This is a genomic window from Bradyrhizobium sp. HKCCYLRH1030 (genome assembly GCF_051168395.1).
GTDB lineage: Bacteria > Pseudomonadota > Alphaproteobacteria > Rhizobiales > Xanthobacteraceae > Bradyrhizobium.
Genome location: NZ_JBNPUY010000008.1, coordinates 328093 through 344647 on the forward strand (window position 1 = coordinate 328093; position 16555 = coordinate 344647).

Here is a 16555-nt window from a genome sequence, read left to right on the forward strand (position 1 = left end):
GGTGTGCGACAAGCCAGCACCGCAGCCGGCAATGGGAGGACACCATCATGACCGCCGACGACAAGATCACGCTGTATTACTCGCCGCAGACCCGCGCCGCCGGCACCCGCGTCCTGCTCGAGGAGCTGGGCGCGCCCTACGATCTGCATGTCCTCAACATGAAGGCGGGCGAGCAGCGCAAGCCGGAGTTCCTGGCCGTCAATCCGCTCGGCAAGGTGCCGACGATCGGACATCGCGGCCAGATCGTGACCGAGCAGGTCGCGATCTTCATCTATCTCGCCGATCTGTTTCCGCAAGCGGGCCTGACGCCGGCGCTCGACGATGCCATGCGCGGGCCCTATCTGCGCTGGATCGCCTATTACGGTGCGTCGTTCGAGCCCGCCGTGATCGACCATTTCATGAAGCGCGAACCGGCCCCGATCACGCAGTCACCCTATGCCGACTACGATACGATGCTGGGCGCGCTGGAGCAGCAGCTCGCCAAGGGGCCGTATCTCCTCGGCGAGCGCATGACCGCCGCCGACGTGTTGTGGGGCGTCGCCTTCAACTGGACCATGATGTTCGGCGTCGTGCCGCGCAAGGACGTGTTCGCGCGTTACGCCGAGCGCATCACCCAGCGTCCGGCGTTCCAGCGCGTCACCGCCGCGGATGCCGAGATGGCGGCCCAGCACGCGGCCGCCACCGGCGTTTGAGCGCCAGCATTGACGCAATCGAGCGAGGTCCCGCCGGCAACGGGACCTCACTGATGTGATTGCACGTTGTCCGGCAGGCGCAGCTCGCCAAATGCCGGGTTTCCCGCGGCGGCGTCGCTAGTTCAGGCTGATCCCCGTGAGCGGCGTGCCGTCGACGCCGTTGTTGCTGATTGCGTTGTTCTTGAAGGACGAGACGGAGCCGCCGCCGGTCTGGACGACGCCGTTGGAATTGCCCTGGATGACGGAATTTCCCAACGTCACGATGGCGCCGCTGCCGCTCGCCAGAACGCCGGTGTTGTTGAACTCGGAGGTCAGCCGGTCGAGAAACACGCCCATCCCCGGCTTTCCGGCCGGGACCGTGGCGGATATCCCGGCATTGCCATTTTCGATGGCCTTGGTGTTCGAGACGAGCACGCTGATCGCGCTGCTCGAATTCGCGGTCGAGACCGTGACGCCGAACGCGGACGCCTTGAGCGAGGAGTCCGCGATCACCACCTGGGCCGCACCGGTCGGCGCGACCGAGATCGCGCTTTGCGAGAAGTTCTCGAAGGTACAGTTCTCGACGACGAGCTTTCGGCCGGCCAGGAAATTGACGCCATTGAGGCCGAGGGTCGTGCCGGCGCCGTTGATGCTCAAATTGCGCAGGATGATGACGTCGTTGGCGCCGGCATTCACGTTGATGCCGTTGGTCGCCGATGCCAGGATCGAGGCCATCGTCCCCCCGCCGTCGATCGTGATCGATTTGGTGATCGTGACGGCGCCGTAGCCGCCGGGATCGAGCACGTCGATCTCACCGCCCGCGGCGGTCTTCGAGATCGCTCCGGCGAAGGTCTTGCAGGGCGCCGTGCGGCTGCACGGGTTGACGTCGTCGCCGACGCCGGACACCCAGGTCCGCGTCGCCTGCGCGTGAGCCCCTGGCGAGGCAAGGATCAAAAACGCGGCGCACAAAAATCCGATCGAAGAAATGAGCTTTCGCATGAGCGCTCCCCTTGAAATGCTGGAAATGAAAAATAGCCCGAACGCAGAGTGTTAGTCTACGAAAGCAACCAGAGCGTTCATCGAAAACGGCGGGCTGTACGGGACATTATGCAATCGGTGGTTGCCGCTTCGGCCGGAGGTGATTTCGCTGACGGTGCACGCCTTCCATCTGTCGATTGCATTGCAGGACTACAACATTCGCGAGCCTGCAGTCGCCCATCGCCCACCCACCCGACGGGCAATTCCGGCAATCCGTCCATGCGCCAACTGCCCGTCGAGCCAGTTTGTCGCATGTGTGCCGCCTTGCAGCGTCGGGCAAATCACGACGATGATCCCGGCCATCCCGTTCGCGATGAGGAGGGGCGGCTCGGCCGATCGTCACGAGGCGTAGCAGCGGGGAGCGGTGGCCGTATCAGGCTTGGGGCTCTGCGCGAGCGGGCCGGCGAGCAAGCGAGGTACGGACGGTCAAGTCGTAGGGTCCTGGCATCCCGACGCCGATGCCAAGTTCGCATGCAGGCTTCGCCTCGTGCGGATGACGGTGACCAGAAAGCCCGGCGCACCGGGGAGACTACGAAGCAGCCGTAACACCATCGCGCAGGGAAGGCTGGGTCGCTCCGGCTGAACCTGTGGTTCCTGCCCCGTGCAATCTTTCCGCACGGGGGCCACGGGTGCCAGTCGGCACCCGGCCTTCCCTGCGCCCTCCGACTGACGAGGAGGGAATGATCGGCAAAGCTCGGGCGCAATCGCGCCGCGAGAGCGGCTCCGTTTGACGCCGCGTCGACCGCGCTGCGCCGCGTGCCGATCGAGCTTGCTGCCCCCGGGCGCGTCCGCCAGAGCTGAATAATCGGGCAACGTCCGCCACATCTGCTCCACTTTGTCGGCGCAAATCCGCCCCGTATGAATCCCTAAAACTCAGGTAAGCCTTCCAAAAGTAAGATTTTGGCAATCAATCGAACGCTAACTAAGGTTACCAAGTGCTCAACGTCATGCGGAGACTCTGAACGTGAGCGACCAAAAGCCCGAACGGGCCAGCCTTGGCGTGGCCGGTACCACTGGCAAGGCCAGTGCGAGTGTCGACCCGATGCCGAAGACATCCGCAGTCCCCGATGCAGTCGATCTGGCCGTGCCTGCGATCGCGACCGTCGCCCCGCCCATGATCGCGCCGGATCACGAAGCGCCGGCGGCTGACCGTCCGGGCATCGACCCGAAGGCGAAGATCGTGGAAGCGGTGACCGCGCCCGAGCCACAGCCGGAGGCCAGCCAGTCCGAGATCAAGACCGAGGTGATGGCCGACACCGAGATCGGGACGACCAAGGTCGAGCCGGTCAAGCCCGAGCAGGTCAAGGTCGAAACCCTCACGGCCGAGCAGAAAAAAATCGAGCCCTCCAAGATCGAAGCGGTGAAGCCGGAGCGAGCCAAACCCGAGCCCGCGCGGCTCGACCTGGTCAAGTCCGACAAGGGCAAATCCGACAAGGTCAAGCCGGAGCTGACCAAGCCCCAGGCGGTGGGGGGCAACGTTGCGGCGCCGGGCAAAGTCGAAGCCGCAGTGGCCTCGAGTGCTGCGAAACCTCCCTCGACGATCTTGGATCTGATCAGGACGGAGCCGGTCAAGTCGGACCCGATCAAGACGGCTGCGGCCGGTGAACTCCTCAAGGTCGAGACACCGAAGCTGTCGATGCTCGCGGCCAATGCGCCGAAAGTCGGCCCGATGGCAGCGGCCGCGCCGAAGCCGGAGACGGCCATCAAGCCGGACGCGCCGATCAAGTCGGTGGCTGCCACCAAGACAGAAGCCGTCGTTCGGCCTGAGCCGGCTGCCAAGCCGGAGACTGTTGCCAAGTCGGATGCCAAACCGGATGCCAAGTCGGAGCCCGTTGCCAAGCAGGCATCCGCGGCCAAACCCGGGGCGTCCGCGACGCGCCCGGTCACGCCAGTCCAGGCGGATGCCGGACCGGCGACCAGGGCGGGTGCTTTTGCCGCGGTCGACAAGGCCGCGGCCTGGGCCAAAGCGAAGTTCAAGACCGAGCCCTTCAAGTTCAATGCGGCGTCCAAGCCGGCGGCCGCTGCCGCAACGGCGGCCAGCACGGCCGCTGCGGGAGCGACGCTGCCACCTCCGCAGCCGGGCCAGACCCCGCCGCCGCATGCCGTGAACGGCAGGCTCGGCCTACCGGCCATGGCTGCGATCCTGCTGCTGTCGATGGTTGTCGGCGGCGTTGCCGGTGGTCTGGTCACGGCCAAATTCGTCACGCGCTCCGGCGGCGGCGACGCGGCCGATGCGACGGCCGGCGAGGCTGCGGATTCCACGCTTGGCGCGACCGTGGCGCGAATCGACAATGATGTCGCCGCGCTGAAGGCGAGCCTCGACCAGACCAATCAGACGAGCCTCGTCGAGCTCAACAAGTCCGCGGAGCGTCTCGACCGGCTCGAGAAGATCCTCGGTGATCTGTCGACGAAATCGTCGGCCAAGCCGAGCGAGTTGCAGCGTCTGAGCGAGGCCGTGGACCGGCTGCGCGCCGCGCAGGCGTCCGCGACCGCGCAAGCCCCCGCGCGTGACAGCGCCGCGTCCGCGCCGCAGGCGGTGGGGGCGATCAATGCGGCGGCGCCGCCCGCGGGCGTGGCGAGCCGGGCCGACGCGGCCAGGACCACCGAGGCAGCCAGGACCGAAGCAGCAAGGGCAGAGGCGAGCCGGGCCGAGCCGGCCAGGGCGGAGACCGCTCGCCCCGAGCCGAACCGCACGGAGGCCACCAAGCCCAAGGTCGTCGAGGGCTGGGTGCTGCGCGACGTCGGTCGTGGCGGCGCGCTGATCGAGGGCCGCGGTGGCCTCTACGAGGTCTATGCCGGCGATCCCGTGCCGGGCCTCGGCAAGGTCGACGCGATTCGCAAGCAGGACGGTCGCTGGGTGGTCGTCACCACCAAGGGGCTTGTCGTCGCGCGCTGACGGACCATCTGTTTTTGGAGACGAATCTGGACGAGGCGCCTCACCGCGACGTGAGGCGCCTCGTCGCACAATTGTCCGAAGCCGCCCGCCTTTCGGCTATCTTCGAGGACTAGCAGGCCCTCAATTGCATGTTCGTGGAAGTGAGGAGGCGCGTCTTGCGACTGTCGGTATTCGGCCTTGTCATGCTGTGCTGCGGCCCGCTCGCTCATGCGGACGAGAGCCCGCCGGTCGAGCGCGGCGCCGCCATCCTCGAGCCGTTCGCGCTGCGTGAGCTCGACAACGGCGCGTTCGGCCTCGGGAAGATGCTTGCGCACGCCAGTGATGCGCCGCTGACCGACGCGGCGTTGTTTGCGCTGCCGTCGATGATGCCCGTACGCAAGGCGCTCGACACGGAGTTCGACCGCTACGTCGACAAGCACAAGACGACGTTGCCGAACGAGAGCATCGGCATCGGTACGTCCTACGCGTTCCAGCTGTTCGACCGCACTGTGCTCGATTCGCCCGATGCCCGCTTCGTGCTGGCCGGCGTCGTCAATCGCATGGATCGCGCCTTCGTCGATCCCGACCATTGCGGCGAGGTGCGGCTGCTGTACCGCCTGACGCGGACCACGCCGCCCGAGGCCAAAGATGGCGAGGTCGCCTCGCCGCGGCTGCCGATGACGCTCAACATCGTGCTCAAGGCGCGCAGCGATGCGGAGGCCAAGAGCAATTCGCCGAGTTGTGCCGAGATCGCCAAGCGGTGGCTGGCGACGTCCGATCTGCAACTGACCGGGCCTGAGCTTGCCGCGAAGCTGACGGCGCCGGACGGCCCGCTGGCGCTGATCAGGTCGGAGAACATCCATCGCATCGAGACCAACCTGCAGATCGCGCATGCGCCGAAATCGGCGATCCGCGATTTCCGCACCGACTACATGATGAAGGTGTTCGACTATCAGGCCGCGAGCGGGACGTTCGAGGAGGCGGTGCTGGAGGATCAGGTCGATCGCGACCGGCTGCTGGCGGATGCCGCGCTGGCGCGCGAGTTCAAGGCCTGGCTGCTCGACCCCGTCCATCTCGGTGAGCTCGACCGCGGCACCGCGGTGATCCCCGAGCAGTTCCTGGCCAAGGTTGCGGTGGCGCCGACCCCGGTCGGATTCGTCAATTCCGATCTGCTGCCGGCCTACGGGCTGGTGCAGGGGAGCGCGGCCGGGCAGGGCGCGGTGTTCACCGAGGCCGACGTGGTCGGTGCGCTGGAGAAGGCGGCCGCGCAGGGCATCGTGCTGCAGAACATCCGGTCGGTTGCAGGCTTCGAGCGACGCCTCAACGATTCGAGCTGCGGCGGCTGCCATCAGACCCGCGGCATCGGCGGCTTTCACTTTCCCGGCGTCGACTGGATGGCGGAGAAGCCGTCCAACACCGTCGTGGTGCCGGGCTCGCCGCACTTCTTCGGCGACCAGGTCCGCCGGCGCGACATCCTCACCGCCTTTGCCGAGGGGCGGACTCCGGATTTCTCGCGCGGCTTCGCCAGCCGCCCGCAATTGCGCGGCAGCGATGAGCTCGCCGGCACGGTCTACAACGACGGCTGGGGCGGGCATTGCTACGCGAGCCACGCCGCGGCCGCGGACAACGACAAGAGCTTCTCGACCTGGACCTGCGCCGCGAACCTGTCCTGTCAGACCGGCCCGGCGACGCGGTTCGGCATGTGCTTCATCGCGACGCGCTAGCTCAGGCCACCGCACCGCGCGCGCGCAGGTCGCGGATGGCCTCGTCGTCGAAGCCGGCGCTGCGCAGGATCTCGTCGCTGTGCTGGCCTATGCCGGGCGGCTTGCGCGGGGTGACCTTGCGCTGGCCGTCGATGAAGATCGGGCTGTTGACCGTCAGCATGGTGTCGTTCTCGAACGGCACCAGCACCTCGTTCTCGATCATCTGCCTGTCGTTTGGAATGTCGTCGAGAATCCCGACCACCCCGAACACGAGCCCGCTGCCGTCGAGGATCCGGCGCCATTCGGCCAGCGGCCTGGTCGCGAACACCGCGTCGAACTCGTGGATCAGTTCGACCGAGCGGGCGTGGCGATCGGCCTTGGTGACGAAGCGCGGATCGTCGATCAGCTCCTCTCGGCCGAGGCAGCGGGCGAGGATCGGCCACTGCTTCTCCTCATTGAGGAGCGACAGCATGATCCAGCGGCCGTCCTGGCATTTGTAGTGATTGGCGACCGCGTTCAGCGCGCGTTCGCGCGGCCGCCGCTCAACGAAGGTCGCGCCGCAAAGCTTGGCCTGAGCAAGCACGGAGGCGGCCCAGACCCCGTTGGCCATCAGGTTGGAGGCCACATGGCAGCCCTTGCCGGTCTTCTCGCGCTGGTAAAGCGCCGTGACGATCGCGCCATAGAACGCCATTGCGCAGGGGTGGTCGCCCATGCCGGCCACGGAGCGGGCGGGTGTCGTGCTCTCGTCGGCACGGACCAGGTCCATCAGTCCAGAGCGCGCCCAATAGGCATTGCTGTCGAAGCCGGGTTTGTCGGCTTCCTCGCCTTTCTCGCCATACCCGGTAAACGACGCATAGATCAGCCGCGGATTGAGCGGCGCCAGCTTTTCGTGGGTGAGGCCGAGCTTGGCGCGGACCGACGGCGGGAAATTGGTGATGAAGACATCGGCTTCACTTACCAGCCGTTGCAGCACGGTCTGCGCTTCCGGCTTCGACAGGTCGAGTGCGAGGCTGCGCTTGTTGCGGGCTTCGAGATACCACGCGTAGTTATGCTCGCTGCGCGGATAGCCCGGCAGGTTCGGCAGGTTGCGGTAGGGATCGCCGGCGCCGGGCGGCTCGATCTTGATGACGTCAGCGCCGAAGTCGGAAAGAACGGTGGCGGCTGCGGGGGCCGCGATGAAGCTCGCGCAGTCCAGCACCTTCAGGCCATGGAAAATGCCCTTGTCGTCCATGTTGCGTCGCTCCCGTCGCTTGTTTCCGCGCGCTGGAATTACGTTGCCGGCGCGGTTCGAGGCGCATTTGACCCGGGTCGGGCGGGCGAGGCAATGGCGGGGAGGGAGCTGAAACTACAAACAAACGCAAAGATGTGATCAGGAGCGGGCACCGCTCCTGTCTATTTCGACGTGTCGACAATCATGCTGGCTTGGTGAGGGAAACGATCGCGCCGAATAGCCGCGAGGCGGAATGGCGCGCCAATTGATCCGCTACACTTTCAGGTTCTCGGCCGAACTCCTGCCGCGGTTGGCAATCTCGTCGTACTCGATGGTCTGGCCCTCGTTGAGGGTCGCCAGCCCGGCCTTCTGCACTGCGGAGATGTGAACGAAAATGTCCTTGCCCCCGGCCGCGGGCTGGATGAAGCCATAGCCCTTGGTCGGGTTGAACCACTTGACCGTACCTTTAGCCATACGTCGCCTCCGCGGGACCAATCCGAGTACGAGCCGCGGTCCCCGCAAACCGTCAGGCCCGGAATTCGAGACTACTGCGGTTGTGACAGGCGTGATAGCGCAAACAGCGGGCGGTTCTGGCCCGAAATGATCGATATCGTGGCGACTTTGCGGCTTTTGACCGCAGTGCCACCGTTCCGCCAGTCACCGCGGACCCGCTGCAACCGTTCTCGGTATGACAGCGCAGGCTGCAAACAGGTTCAACGCAACTTGTCACGCAGCCGTCCCCTCGTCCGAGAGCATCGCGAGTTCAGCGGCGTCCATGGCCGTCCTGACGCGCATCGGCTCGGCGCGGCCGCGAATCTCGACCTCGCGCTGCGGCAGCACGTCGGAGCCGAGTCGCGCCCGCGCGTAGACCTCGTCCGAGATGATGACCTGGCAGCCGAGGGTCTTCGTCATGTCCTGCAGTCGTGACGCGACGTTGACGGCGTCGCCCAGCGCGGTGAACACCATGTGGTCCCGATAGCCGATCTCGCCCACGATCACCTCGCCGCCGTGAATGCCGATGCCGAAGCGGATCGGGTCATGCAGATCATGGCTGAGGAACGCGTTCAGCTCGGCGATGTTGGCCGCGATGTCACGCGCCGCCTGGATCGCCTGGCCGCAGGCGACATGTGAATCGGTGGCTAGTCCGAACAGCGCGAGCATACCGTCACCGACGAACTGATTGGGCTGCCCGCCATTCGCCAGCACGGCCTGGGAGACGGCGCTGAGGAAGCGGTTGACGATGAACACCACATCGAACGGCAGCCGTTTCTCAGCGAGGCCGGTCGATCCACGCATGTCGACGAACAGGCTGACGAGGTAGCGCTCCTGCCCGATTCCGGCGCGCGAGCTGCCGCGCTCGCCGGGTGTCGGGTTCGGCATGAACAGTTGGAAGAATGAAAGATCGCCGGTGGGGCGCAACTGGCAGGCCAGCCTGACCGACGGGTCCGCCGCGCCGATCTGCGCGAGCACGAAGGCCTCGCGAGGCGAGGGCGGCGGCAGCGCGCCGGGATCTCCGATCACCCTGATGCGGCAGGTCGAGCAGCGCGCGCGGCCGCCACACATGCTGGCATGCGGTACGTTGTTGCGCAGACTGGCCTCAAGCACGGACAAACCCTTTGGCACCCGGATGGAGCGGCCATTGTTGTAGGACAGCGTGACCATGCCGCCACGTCGCTCATGGACTGCTCGCACGCCGCGCGCGGCGAGCGCCAAGCCGATCAGGCCGCCATAGCCGATCAGGAAGCCGTTCATGATGGTCTCCAGCACCGCCTGTTCAGATGGCGTGCCGGTCTGCCTCAACGAAAGATTTTCGGCGCGCCACTGCGGTGTTGCGTTGGCGGCGATGACGTCTCGGCCCCCACGATAGAAGCCGAGCAGCGCTAGCGCCGGGAGCAGCACGGCGCAGGCGAGCAGCCACGGCGCCGCGCGCTTGTAGAACGGCTTGAGCCGCAGCCAGAAGTGCAGCCCGATGCAGCCATGCGTCCATGACGTCAGCAGGGCTGCCGACATCAACCAGATCCGCCAGGACGGGCCGGTCCAATACGAGTACAGGACCTGCGGGTACAGCTTCTCCTGTCCGTACAGGGTCTGTCCGAAGCGGACGCCGGCGATGTGGCTGAAGATCAGCGCCGGAATGCTTAGGCCGAGCAGCAGTTGCAGCGGCTCCATCGTGTGGCGGCTGAATTGCCGGCGCTGATAAAGCGCCCACACGCCGAGCCCGCCATGGGTAAGAGCGGCCGCATAGAACAGCACGGCGATCGGAAGAAACTGCCAGAACGCCACATGATAGGACACGCCCTCGGCGAGCGCCTGCAGCGAGATGTTGCCGAGCGCATGGTTGAAAAAATGACTGAGCAGGTAGCTGAAGAGTATGAAGCCGCAGATCAGCCGCACCTGCCGCACACCGATGCCGCGACAGGTCGACCGCAAACGATGGTAAATCGAAATGGTCATGTGGTCCGTATGATCTGGAGCCGCAATGCTAGAGATTTATTCCCTGTTGTCCTAGAGGGCTGGTGGCGGTGGTCATCCGGCGGCGCGAGCTGCGCGCGAACGTTGACTCGCCCGCCGGAGTCGGGGAAAAGCACCGCGTGACGGCCATTTCCCCAGGCATCGACAGCCCAAATTCTCGATCCACGCGCGCTGCGTGGCTGATGGCTGCGGCCGTGATCGCAAGCATGACGATCATCCGCATCGTCTATGCCGGGACGCTCGATCTGCGCACCGACGAGGCCTATTACTGGACCTGGTCGAAGGAGCTGCAGCTCTGCTTCCTCGATCATCCGCCCATGATCGCCTGGTTCATCCGGCTGGGCACTGCCCTGTTCGGCGATACCAATCTCGGCGTTCGCTTTGCCGGCATCCTCGCGATGGGGGTGACGCAGCTCCTGCTCGCCGACATCGTTCGCCGTACCACTCACGATATGCGGGCCGTGATCCTCGCGGTGCTGCTGCCCGAGGCCGCGCTCTACTATGGCCTGCTGATGGCCAAGGTGGCGCCGGACGTCGCGGCGATCCCGTTTGCACTCGCGGTGATCTGGGCGCTGGTGCGCCTCGCCGAGAGCGGCGATGAACGCTGGTGGCTCGCCGCCGGACTGTTCGGCGGACTGGCGTTGTTGTCCAAATTCACGGTGGTCATGCTGCTGCCGGGCGTGGCGGCGTTCCTGCTCGTTCCGGCCTGGCGCAGCCGCTGGCTTCTCAGTCCCTATCCATGGTGCGGAGCATTGATTGCGCTGGCGGTGTTCTCGCCGGTGCTGATCTGGAACGTACAGCACGACTGGGCCTCGTTCCGCTTCCAGTTCGTTCGCGCCACCGCGCCGCATGAGTTTTCGTTGCGGACGCTTGGCGATTATCTCGGATTGCAGTTCGGACAGGTCGGCTTCGTCCTGCTGCCGGTCACATTGTCGGCGCTGAGTTTCACGGCCTGGCGCGGCTACCGCACGCGTGAGCCGGTCGCCATCCTGCTGTCGACGGCGGTGCTGGTGCCGTTTCTCTACTTCCTCTGGAAATCGTTTACCTTGCGGATCGGCGACACCTGGCCGATGTTCATGTGGCCGATCGGGTTTGCGGCGGTCGCGATCAACATCGTCAAGCTGCCGCAGGACGGCGCGTCCGCCTGGTTCGTCCGATCGACCGTGCGCTGGGCGCGGATCGCCGTCGTCAGCGGCATTGCCATGGTGGTCCTGATCTTTCTCTACTATGTCGTCGCGCCGTGGAATTTTCTCGGGCGGGCCGATCCGATCGGCGCCGAGGCGGGCTATCAGCAGGTGGCGTCGCGGGTCGAGCAGGAGCTGCAAAAGACCGGCGCGACCTGGATCGCGACCTCCGACTATCGCACCTATGCGATGATGCGGTGGTTCTTTCGCGGCCGCGTGCCGGTGCTCCAGATCAACGAGCGGGCCCGCTTCATCGGCTTCCGTGATCCTGGCATGGACCTGATCGCAGGACATGCCGGCCTCTATGTCGTGCGCGAGCCGGACAATACCGGCCCGCTGCTGGCGGACACGACCGCGCACCGCGAGCCGCTCGGACACGTCGAGCGGAGCTGGCGCGGCCGCGTCATGGACAGTTACGCGTTCGGCAGGCTGACGGGCTGGACTCCCGAACTGGCGCCGCCACCGGACTCGCCATTGTACCAATGGCGCTGGCTCGCCGGCGTCCTCGATTCCACGCCGCGGGCCTGAGCCTCATTACTGGTCGTCCTGCTTGCGCAGCAGATCCTTGGCGAGATCCGCCAGCGCCGGCCGCGGCAGCGCGGCGAACGGCATCGGCCGCGTCACGTCGATGGCCGCGAGGCCGAGCCGCGCCGTGAGCAGTCCGTTGAGCACGCCTTCGCCGAGCCGCTGCGACAGTTTTGCCGCGATGCCATGGCCCAGCACCTGCTGGATCAGGCTGTCGCTCGCGGCCATGCCGCCGGTGATGGCGAGATGCGCGACGACGTGGCGCAACAGGCTGATCATGCCAAGCGCGCCGGGACGGCCGCCATAGAGCCGCGCGAGCTGCCGGATCATCCGCAAGCTTGCCACGAAGACGAACAGCACGTCGATCAGCGCGCGCGGGCTCACGGCCGTGACCACGGAAACCCGTTGCGCCGCAACCGACACCAGACGCCGCGCCTCGCTGTCGAGCGGCGCCATCAGCTCGCGCTCGGCAAGCTTGATCATGTCGCCGCCGTCGATGATGTCGTCGGCGTGGCCGGCGAGCGCGGCACGCGGACGCGCCAGGCGGGGATTGGCATGTGCGATCCGCAACAGCTCGGCGACCACTTCGCGGCTCTCGGCGCGATCGTCGGACAGCAGCACCGCGGCCGCGCGCTGGTGCAGCTTCTCGATGGTGGCGAGACGCACCAGCCCGTAAGTCTCTCGGGCAATGACGGCCGCCAATGCGATCGCGGCTGCGGCCGCGAACCCCGCGCCGACATAGCCGAGGGCCTCGCTGCGTGCGAACAGATCCTCGATCAGTCTGACGACGCCGAGGCCGAGGCCGAGCAGGACGAGGCCTGCGACCGAGCCCCAAAAAAGTGCGCCCCAGCCGAAGCTGCGCCGCGCCGGCAGGACGGTCTCGACCGGCACCGGCAATTGCGCCGGATCAGCCTCTGGCGTGACCTGGATGGTGCCGCGGCCCGGCCGGGCGGCCTCTTCGGCATCGACCACGACGACGTCGGGATCATCGAGCCGGAAGGTCTGGGGACGACGATGCTTGGCGCGTTCGCTCATTGCAGCCGGTCTCCGATCAGGAACTGAAGGGCGCGGTCCATGCGGATATGGGGCAAAGCGGGCTCGCCGCCAGGATCGGGGGCCAGCAAAGGCGGACGGAAGCGAAGAAAGCGGAAGTCGGTGCCGTCGGCGGCGGCGCTCGACAGGCCGCGATAGGCGCCGCCCTTGAACAGCTCCTCCGCATCGGCCGGCAGCTCGCCCGGAAAGGTTGCCACCTCGGTGTCGCCGTCGAAGATCTCGCCATTGGCGCTTTCGCCGGCCGCCGGCGTGCCAAGCAGCGACGGCAGCTTGTCGCGGCCGCGGGCGACCAGCGCCTCGCGCGTCGCCCTGACGGCGGCCAGCGCCACCACGTCGATTGCGGCGCCCGTGCTCTCGGCTCGGGCCACCGCGCGGTTGACCGCGCGCCGCAGCACAGCTTCGAGCCGGTCGTGGCTGGTGTGATGCAGATGGTCGGCCTTGGTCGCCGCGAACAGGATGCGGTCGATGCGCGGCCGAAACAGCGCCGTCAGCATGTTTCCGCGTCCGACGCGGAAGCAATCGAGAATGCCGGTCAGCGCGGCCTCGAGATCGTGCAGCGCCTCGGGGCCCGCATTGAACGCCGCCAGCGCGTCGACCAGCACGATCTGGCGATCGAGCCGGGCGAAATGGTCGCGAAAGAACGGCCTGACAACGATGTCCTTGTAGGACTCGTAGCGGCGCGCCATCATCGCCCATAGCGAGCCGGCCGGCGCCTGGCCGTCGGCCGGGACATCGAGCGGCGCGAAGGTCAGCGCCGGCGAGCCCGCGAGATTCCCCGGCATCAGGAAGCGGCCGGGCGGCAGCAGGCTCATGGCGAAGCGCTCGTCGCGGCAGGCACGCAAGCAGTCGGTGAACAGCCGTGCGGCCTCAAGTGTCGCCGACTCGTCCTCGCGGCCTTCGGGGGCGAGCGTCGCCAGATGCGCGTGCCAGTCCTTGGCGACATGCGCGCGCGGCTCGCTGCGCGACAGCGCGAGGCTTTCCCGCGCCCACTGCTCATAGCTCTTGTTCAGCAGCGGCAGGTCGAGCAGCCATTCGCCGGGATAGTCGACGATGTCGAGCGTGAGCGTCCGCTCGGCGCCATTGGCGCGCTGGAATTCGATCACCAGTCTGAGCTCGCTGATGTCGACGGTCGAGCTCGGCCAGCGTCGCTCGGTGACCAGCGCCCGCATATGGCTCTCATAGGCAAAGCGCGGCACGCCGTCGTCGGGTTGCGGCGTCAGATATGCGCGGGCGATGCGGCCCGATGCCAAGGCCTCGAACACCGGCATGCGCCCGCCGCGAACGAGGTCGTGGATCAGCGCCGTGATGAACACGGTCTTACCGGCCCGCGACAGCCCGGTGACGCCAAGGCGGACGGTCGGGTTGAGGAAGCTCTCGCCATAATCGAGCAGGGCACGGGCCGACAGCCGCGCTTCCTCGACGAGTTCGGAAAAGGTCACCATGGGAGGAGGGGAATTCGCCAGTTGAAAAGGGCGTGAGCGATTTTTGACAGGTGGCGATGCAAAACGCCGGATTCAAGCTCACAATTCCGGCCCGTTTCCGGATAGAACCAGACTTTGAACGGAACGTTGACCACTGGAAACCATAATCCTTCCGGCACAATTGTCCCGGAAAACCGGCACCAGGTTCTGACATGACCGTATTTCAACTGAAGCAGTTCGCCTCGACCTCCGTCCATGCCGCCACCGGCGCGATGCGTTGGAACTACGACAAGGTCGAGATGATCGCGGACGGCGTCGTCCACGTCGTCGGCATCGCCGCCGGCCTGGTCGCCGCAACCGTGCTCGTCGTGCTGACCTCGATCTATGCCAGCGCCGTCGACATCGTGGTGGTGTCGATCTACGTCGCGGGACTGCTCTCGATGCTGACGCTGTCGGCAACCTATAATCTGTGGCCGGTGTCGCCGACCAAATGGGTGCTGCGCCGCTTCGACCACTCCGCCATCTACGTGCTGATCGCAGCCACCTATACGCCGTTCATCGCCGCCCTGAAGGATACGGTGTTCTCGGCCGCGCTGCTGCTCGGGGTCTGGGGCGTCGCCATCTTCGGCATCGTGCTGAAGCTGCGCTGGCCGGGCCGCTTCGACGCGCTCTCGATCGGGCTGTATCTCGCGCTCGGCTGGAGCGGCGTCATGATGTACGACCGGGTGATCTCGGTGATGCCGCCCTCGGTCCTGGCCTGCGTGCTCACAGGCGGCATCCTCTACAGCCTCGGCGTCATCTTCCACTCGTGGCGGCGCTTGCGCTTCCAGAACGCGATCTGGCATGGTTTCGTGTTGCTGGGCGCCGGCTTTCATTATACCGCAGTGCTCGACCTGGTCTTGACCTAGAAAATTCCACGAGGAGGGCTTTGCATGCAGGTGACCGGCAAGATTGTTGTGGTCACCGGCGGAGCCCGCGGCATCGGCAAGGCGCTGTGCGAGGCCTTCGCGGCCGCCGGTGCGGCCAAGGTGATCGTAGCCGATCTCGACGAAGCCGGCGCCAAGGCCGTCGCTGATGGCATCGGCGGCGCCGCCTTCAGATGCGACGTCTCCCAGGAAGCCGACATCCGGCACGTGATCGAGGAAACCGAGCGGCAGTTCGGGCCCATTGCGCTGTTCTGCTCCAATGCCGGCATCGGCGGCGGCTTTGACCCGCTGTCGGTCAATGTCGGCGGCACCTCCGACGAGCCGTGGGCGCGCAGTTGGGCCATTCACGTGATGGCGCATGTCTACGCGGCGCGGCATCTGATCCCGCGCTACAAGGCGCGCGGCGGCGGCTATTTCCTCAACACGATCTCGGCGGCCGGCCTGCTGTCGCAGGTCGGCAGCGCGCCTTACTCCACCACCAAGCATGCCGCGGTGGGATTTGCGGAGAATCTCGCGATCTCGCACAAGGCCGACAACATCAAGGTCTCGATCCTGTGCCCGCAGGGCGTCGACACCGACATGCTGCGATCGATTCCGAAGGGCCCGCAATCCGGCGACGGCGATCTGACACCGGAGCAGGTCGCGCAGGACGTGCTGAAAGGCCTTGCCGAGGAGAGCTTCCTGATCCTGCCGCATCCGCAGGTCCTCGGCTACATGCGCAAGAAGACCGAGAACTACGACCGCTGGCTCGGCGGCATGGCGAAGATCCAGGCAAAGATGCGCGAGGAGTTCGGGAAGTAGGTCTGCGACCATCGTCGGTCGACGTGACGGCGCCCGGCCTCAACGCCCTCCGCGGTCGTCCCCGCGACCACGGAGACCCATAGTCCCAGGGTGCAGTTCGAGCCACGCGCGTCGACCATCTCGCCCGAGGTTTTCGACCGCGGCGTATGGATCCGGCGTTCGCCGGAATGACGCTAAGGAGAGATCGTGCGGACATCATGGGCAGCGGACTTGATCCGACATCGATAGACATCATTGCGCCTTCTCGCGGCACATCATGCCCGAGCTGTACAGTTGACTTGTCCCTTCAAGATTCGAAGGGCGCAGGGAATGCCGGGTGAAGGCCTCACCCATGGCCCGCCTGCAGCAAAAAATGCAGGCGGCAGGTACCACAGGTGCAGCCGATCACCGGCATTCCCTGCGCGATGGTCTTCACGCTTATACGCAGTCTCCCTGGTGCGCCGGGCTGTTGGCCACCATTGTCCGCGCGGTGCATCAGCGCCATCGCGAACGTAACACCAGCATCGGGGTGTCAGGACGCTGCGACTTCACGTCCGCGGCCACGCCGTTCGTCCGCGTAGCAAGCTACGCTGCGGCATGGCCACGGCCATCGCATCCCGCCTCGCGTGTCGTGACGATCGCGCGCAACGCCCCTCCGTGGTGAGGCGGGATGCGCGGAAAGATCGTCCTGATTTGC

General features: G+C 66.2%; 12 protein-coding genes. 6 read left to right on the forward strand and 6 right to left on the reverse strand.

Annotation, left to right across the window (positions count from 1 at the left end; translation table 11 throughout):
• Nucleotides 1–47: 47 nt before the first annotated feature.
• Nucleotides 48–692 (forward strand): glutathione S-transferase family protein, encoded by a 645-nt coding sequence (locus ACQR1E_RS24195; RefSeq protein ID WP_315713970.1) that lies wholly within the window; start codon nt 48–50, stop codon nt 690–692.
• Nucleotides 693–809: 117 nt separating this feature from the next.
• On the opposite strand, the gene ACQR1E_RS24200 is transcribed toward ACQR1E_RS24195, so the two are convergent.
• Nucleotides 810–1670: a hypothetical protein gene (locus ACQR1E_RS24200; RefSeq protein WP_315752647.1), complete on the reverse strand. Its 861-nt coding sequence runs from the start codon at nt 1668–1670 to the stop codon at nt 810–812.
• A 1003-nt stretch (nt 1671–2673) separates the two neighbouring features.
• Here ACQR1E_RS24200 and ACQR1E_RS24205 point away from each other — a divergent pair.
• Together ACQR1E_RS24205 and ACQR1E_RS24210 are read left to right on the forward strand one after the other, a co-directional pair.
• Nucleotides 2674–4605: a hypothetical protein gene (locus tag ACQR1E_RS24205; RefSeq protein ID WP_434897648.1), complete on the forward strand. Its 1932-nt coding sequence runs from the start codon at nt 2674–2676 to the stop codon at nt 4603–4605.
• Between the two features lie 128 nt (nt 4606–4733).
• Nucleotides 4734–6308: a hypothetical protein gene (locus tag ACQR1E_RS24210; protein ID WP_409977922.1), complete on the forward strand. Its 1575-nt coding sequence runs from the start codon at nt 4734–4736 to the stop codon at nt 6306–6308.
• Nucleotide 6309: 1 nt separating this feature from the next.
• On the opposite strand, the gene ACQR1E_RS24215 is transcribed toward ACQR1E_RS24210, so the two are convergent.
• The 3 genes from ACQR1E_RS24215 to ACQR1E_RS24225 form a co-directional block, all read right to left on the reverse strand.
• Nucleotides 6310–7518, reverse strand: coding sequence for a CaiB/BaiF CoA transferase family protein (locus ACQR1E_RS24215; RefSeq protein WP_315713974.1), 1209 nt, complete (start codon nt 7516–7518; stop codon nt 6310–6312).
• Between the two features lie 252 nt (nt 7519–7770).
• On the reverse strand, nt 7771–7971 hold the full coding sequence (locus ACQR1E_RS24220; protein ID WP_315713975.1) for a cold-shock protein: 201 nt from the start codon (nt 7969–7971) through the stop codon (nt 7771–7773).
• Nucleotides 7972–8223: 252 nt separating this feature from the next.
• Nucleotides 8224–9951, reverse strand: coding sequence for an adenylate/guanylate cyclase domain-containing protein (locus tag ACQR1E_RS24225; protein WP_434897649.1), 1728 nt, complete (start codon nt 9949–9951; stop codon nt 8224–8226).
• 224 nt (nt 9952–10175) lie between these two features.
• Between ACQR1E_RS24225 and ACQR1E_RS24230 the strand changes: the two genes are divergently transcribed.
• Nucleotides 10176–11681, forward strand: coding sequence for a glycosyltransferase family 39 protein (locus ACQR1E_RS24230; RefSeq protein ID WP_316203696.1), 1506 nt, complete (start codon nt 10176–10178; stop codon nt 11679–11681).
• Nucleotides 11682–11687: 6 nt separating this feature from the next.
• Here ACQR1E_RS24230 and ACQR1E_RS24235 read toward each other — a convergent pair whose 3' ends face one another.
• Together ACQR1E_RS24235 and ACQR1E_RS24240 are read right to left on the reverse strand one after the other, a co-directional pair.
• Complete coding sequence (locus ACQR1E_RS24235; protein WP_315752651.1) at nt 11688–12713, reverse strand: YcjF family protein; 1026 nt, start codon at nt 12711–12713, stop codon at nt 11688–11690.
• Nucleotides 12710–14173 carry a YcjX family protein gene (locus ACQR1E_RS24240; RefSeq protein WP_434897650.1) on the reverse strand — a complete coding sequence of 488 codons (1464 nt, stop codon included), beginning with the start codon at nt 14171–14173 and terminating at the stop codon, nt 12710–12712. Before ACQR1E_RS24240 ends, ACQR1E_RS24235 begins: the two co-directional genes overlap by 4 nt.
• A gap of 191 nt (nt 14174–14364) precedes the next feature.
• On the opposite strand from ACQR1E_RS24240, the gene trhA reads away from it, so the two are divergent.
• Together trhA and ACQR1E_RS24250 are read left to right on the forward strand one after the other, a co-directional pair.
• On the forward strand, nt 14365–15060 hold the full coding sequence (gene trhA / locus ACQR1E_RS24245) for a PAQR family membrane homeostasis protein TrhA (RefSeq protein WP_315826059.1): 696 nt from the start codon (nt 14365–14367) through the stop codon (nt 15058–15060).
• A gap of 24 nt (nt 15061–15084) precedes the next feature.
• Nucleotides 15085–15879: an SDR family oxidoreductase gene (locus ACQR1E_RS24250; RefSeq protein ID WP_315752654.1), complete on the forward strand. Its 795-nt coding sequence runs from the start codon at nt 15085–15087 to the stop codon at nt 15877–15879.
• The last annotated feature ends 676 nt before the right edge of the window (nt 15880–16555 follow it).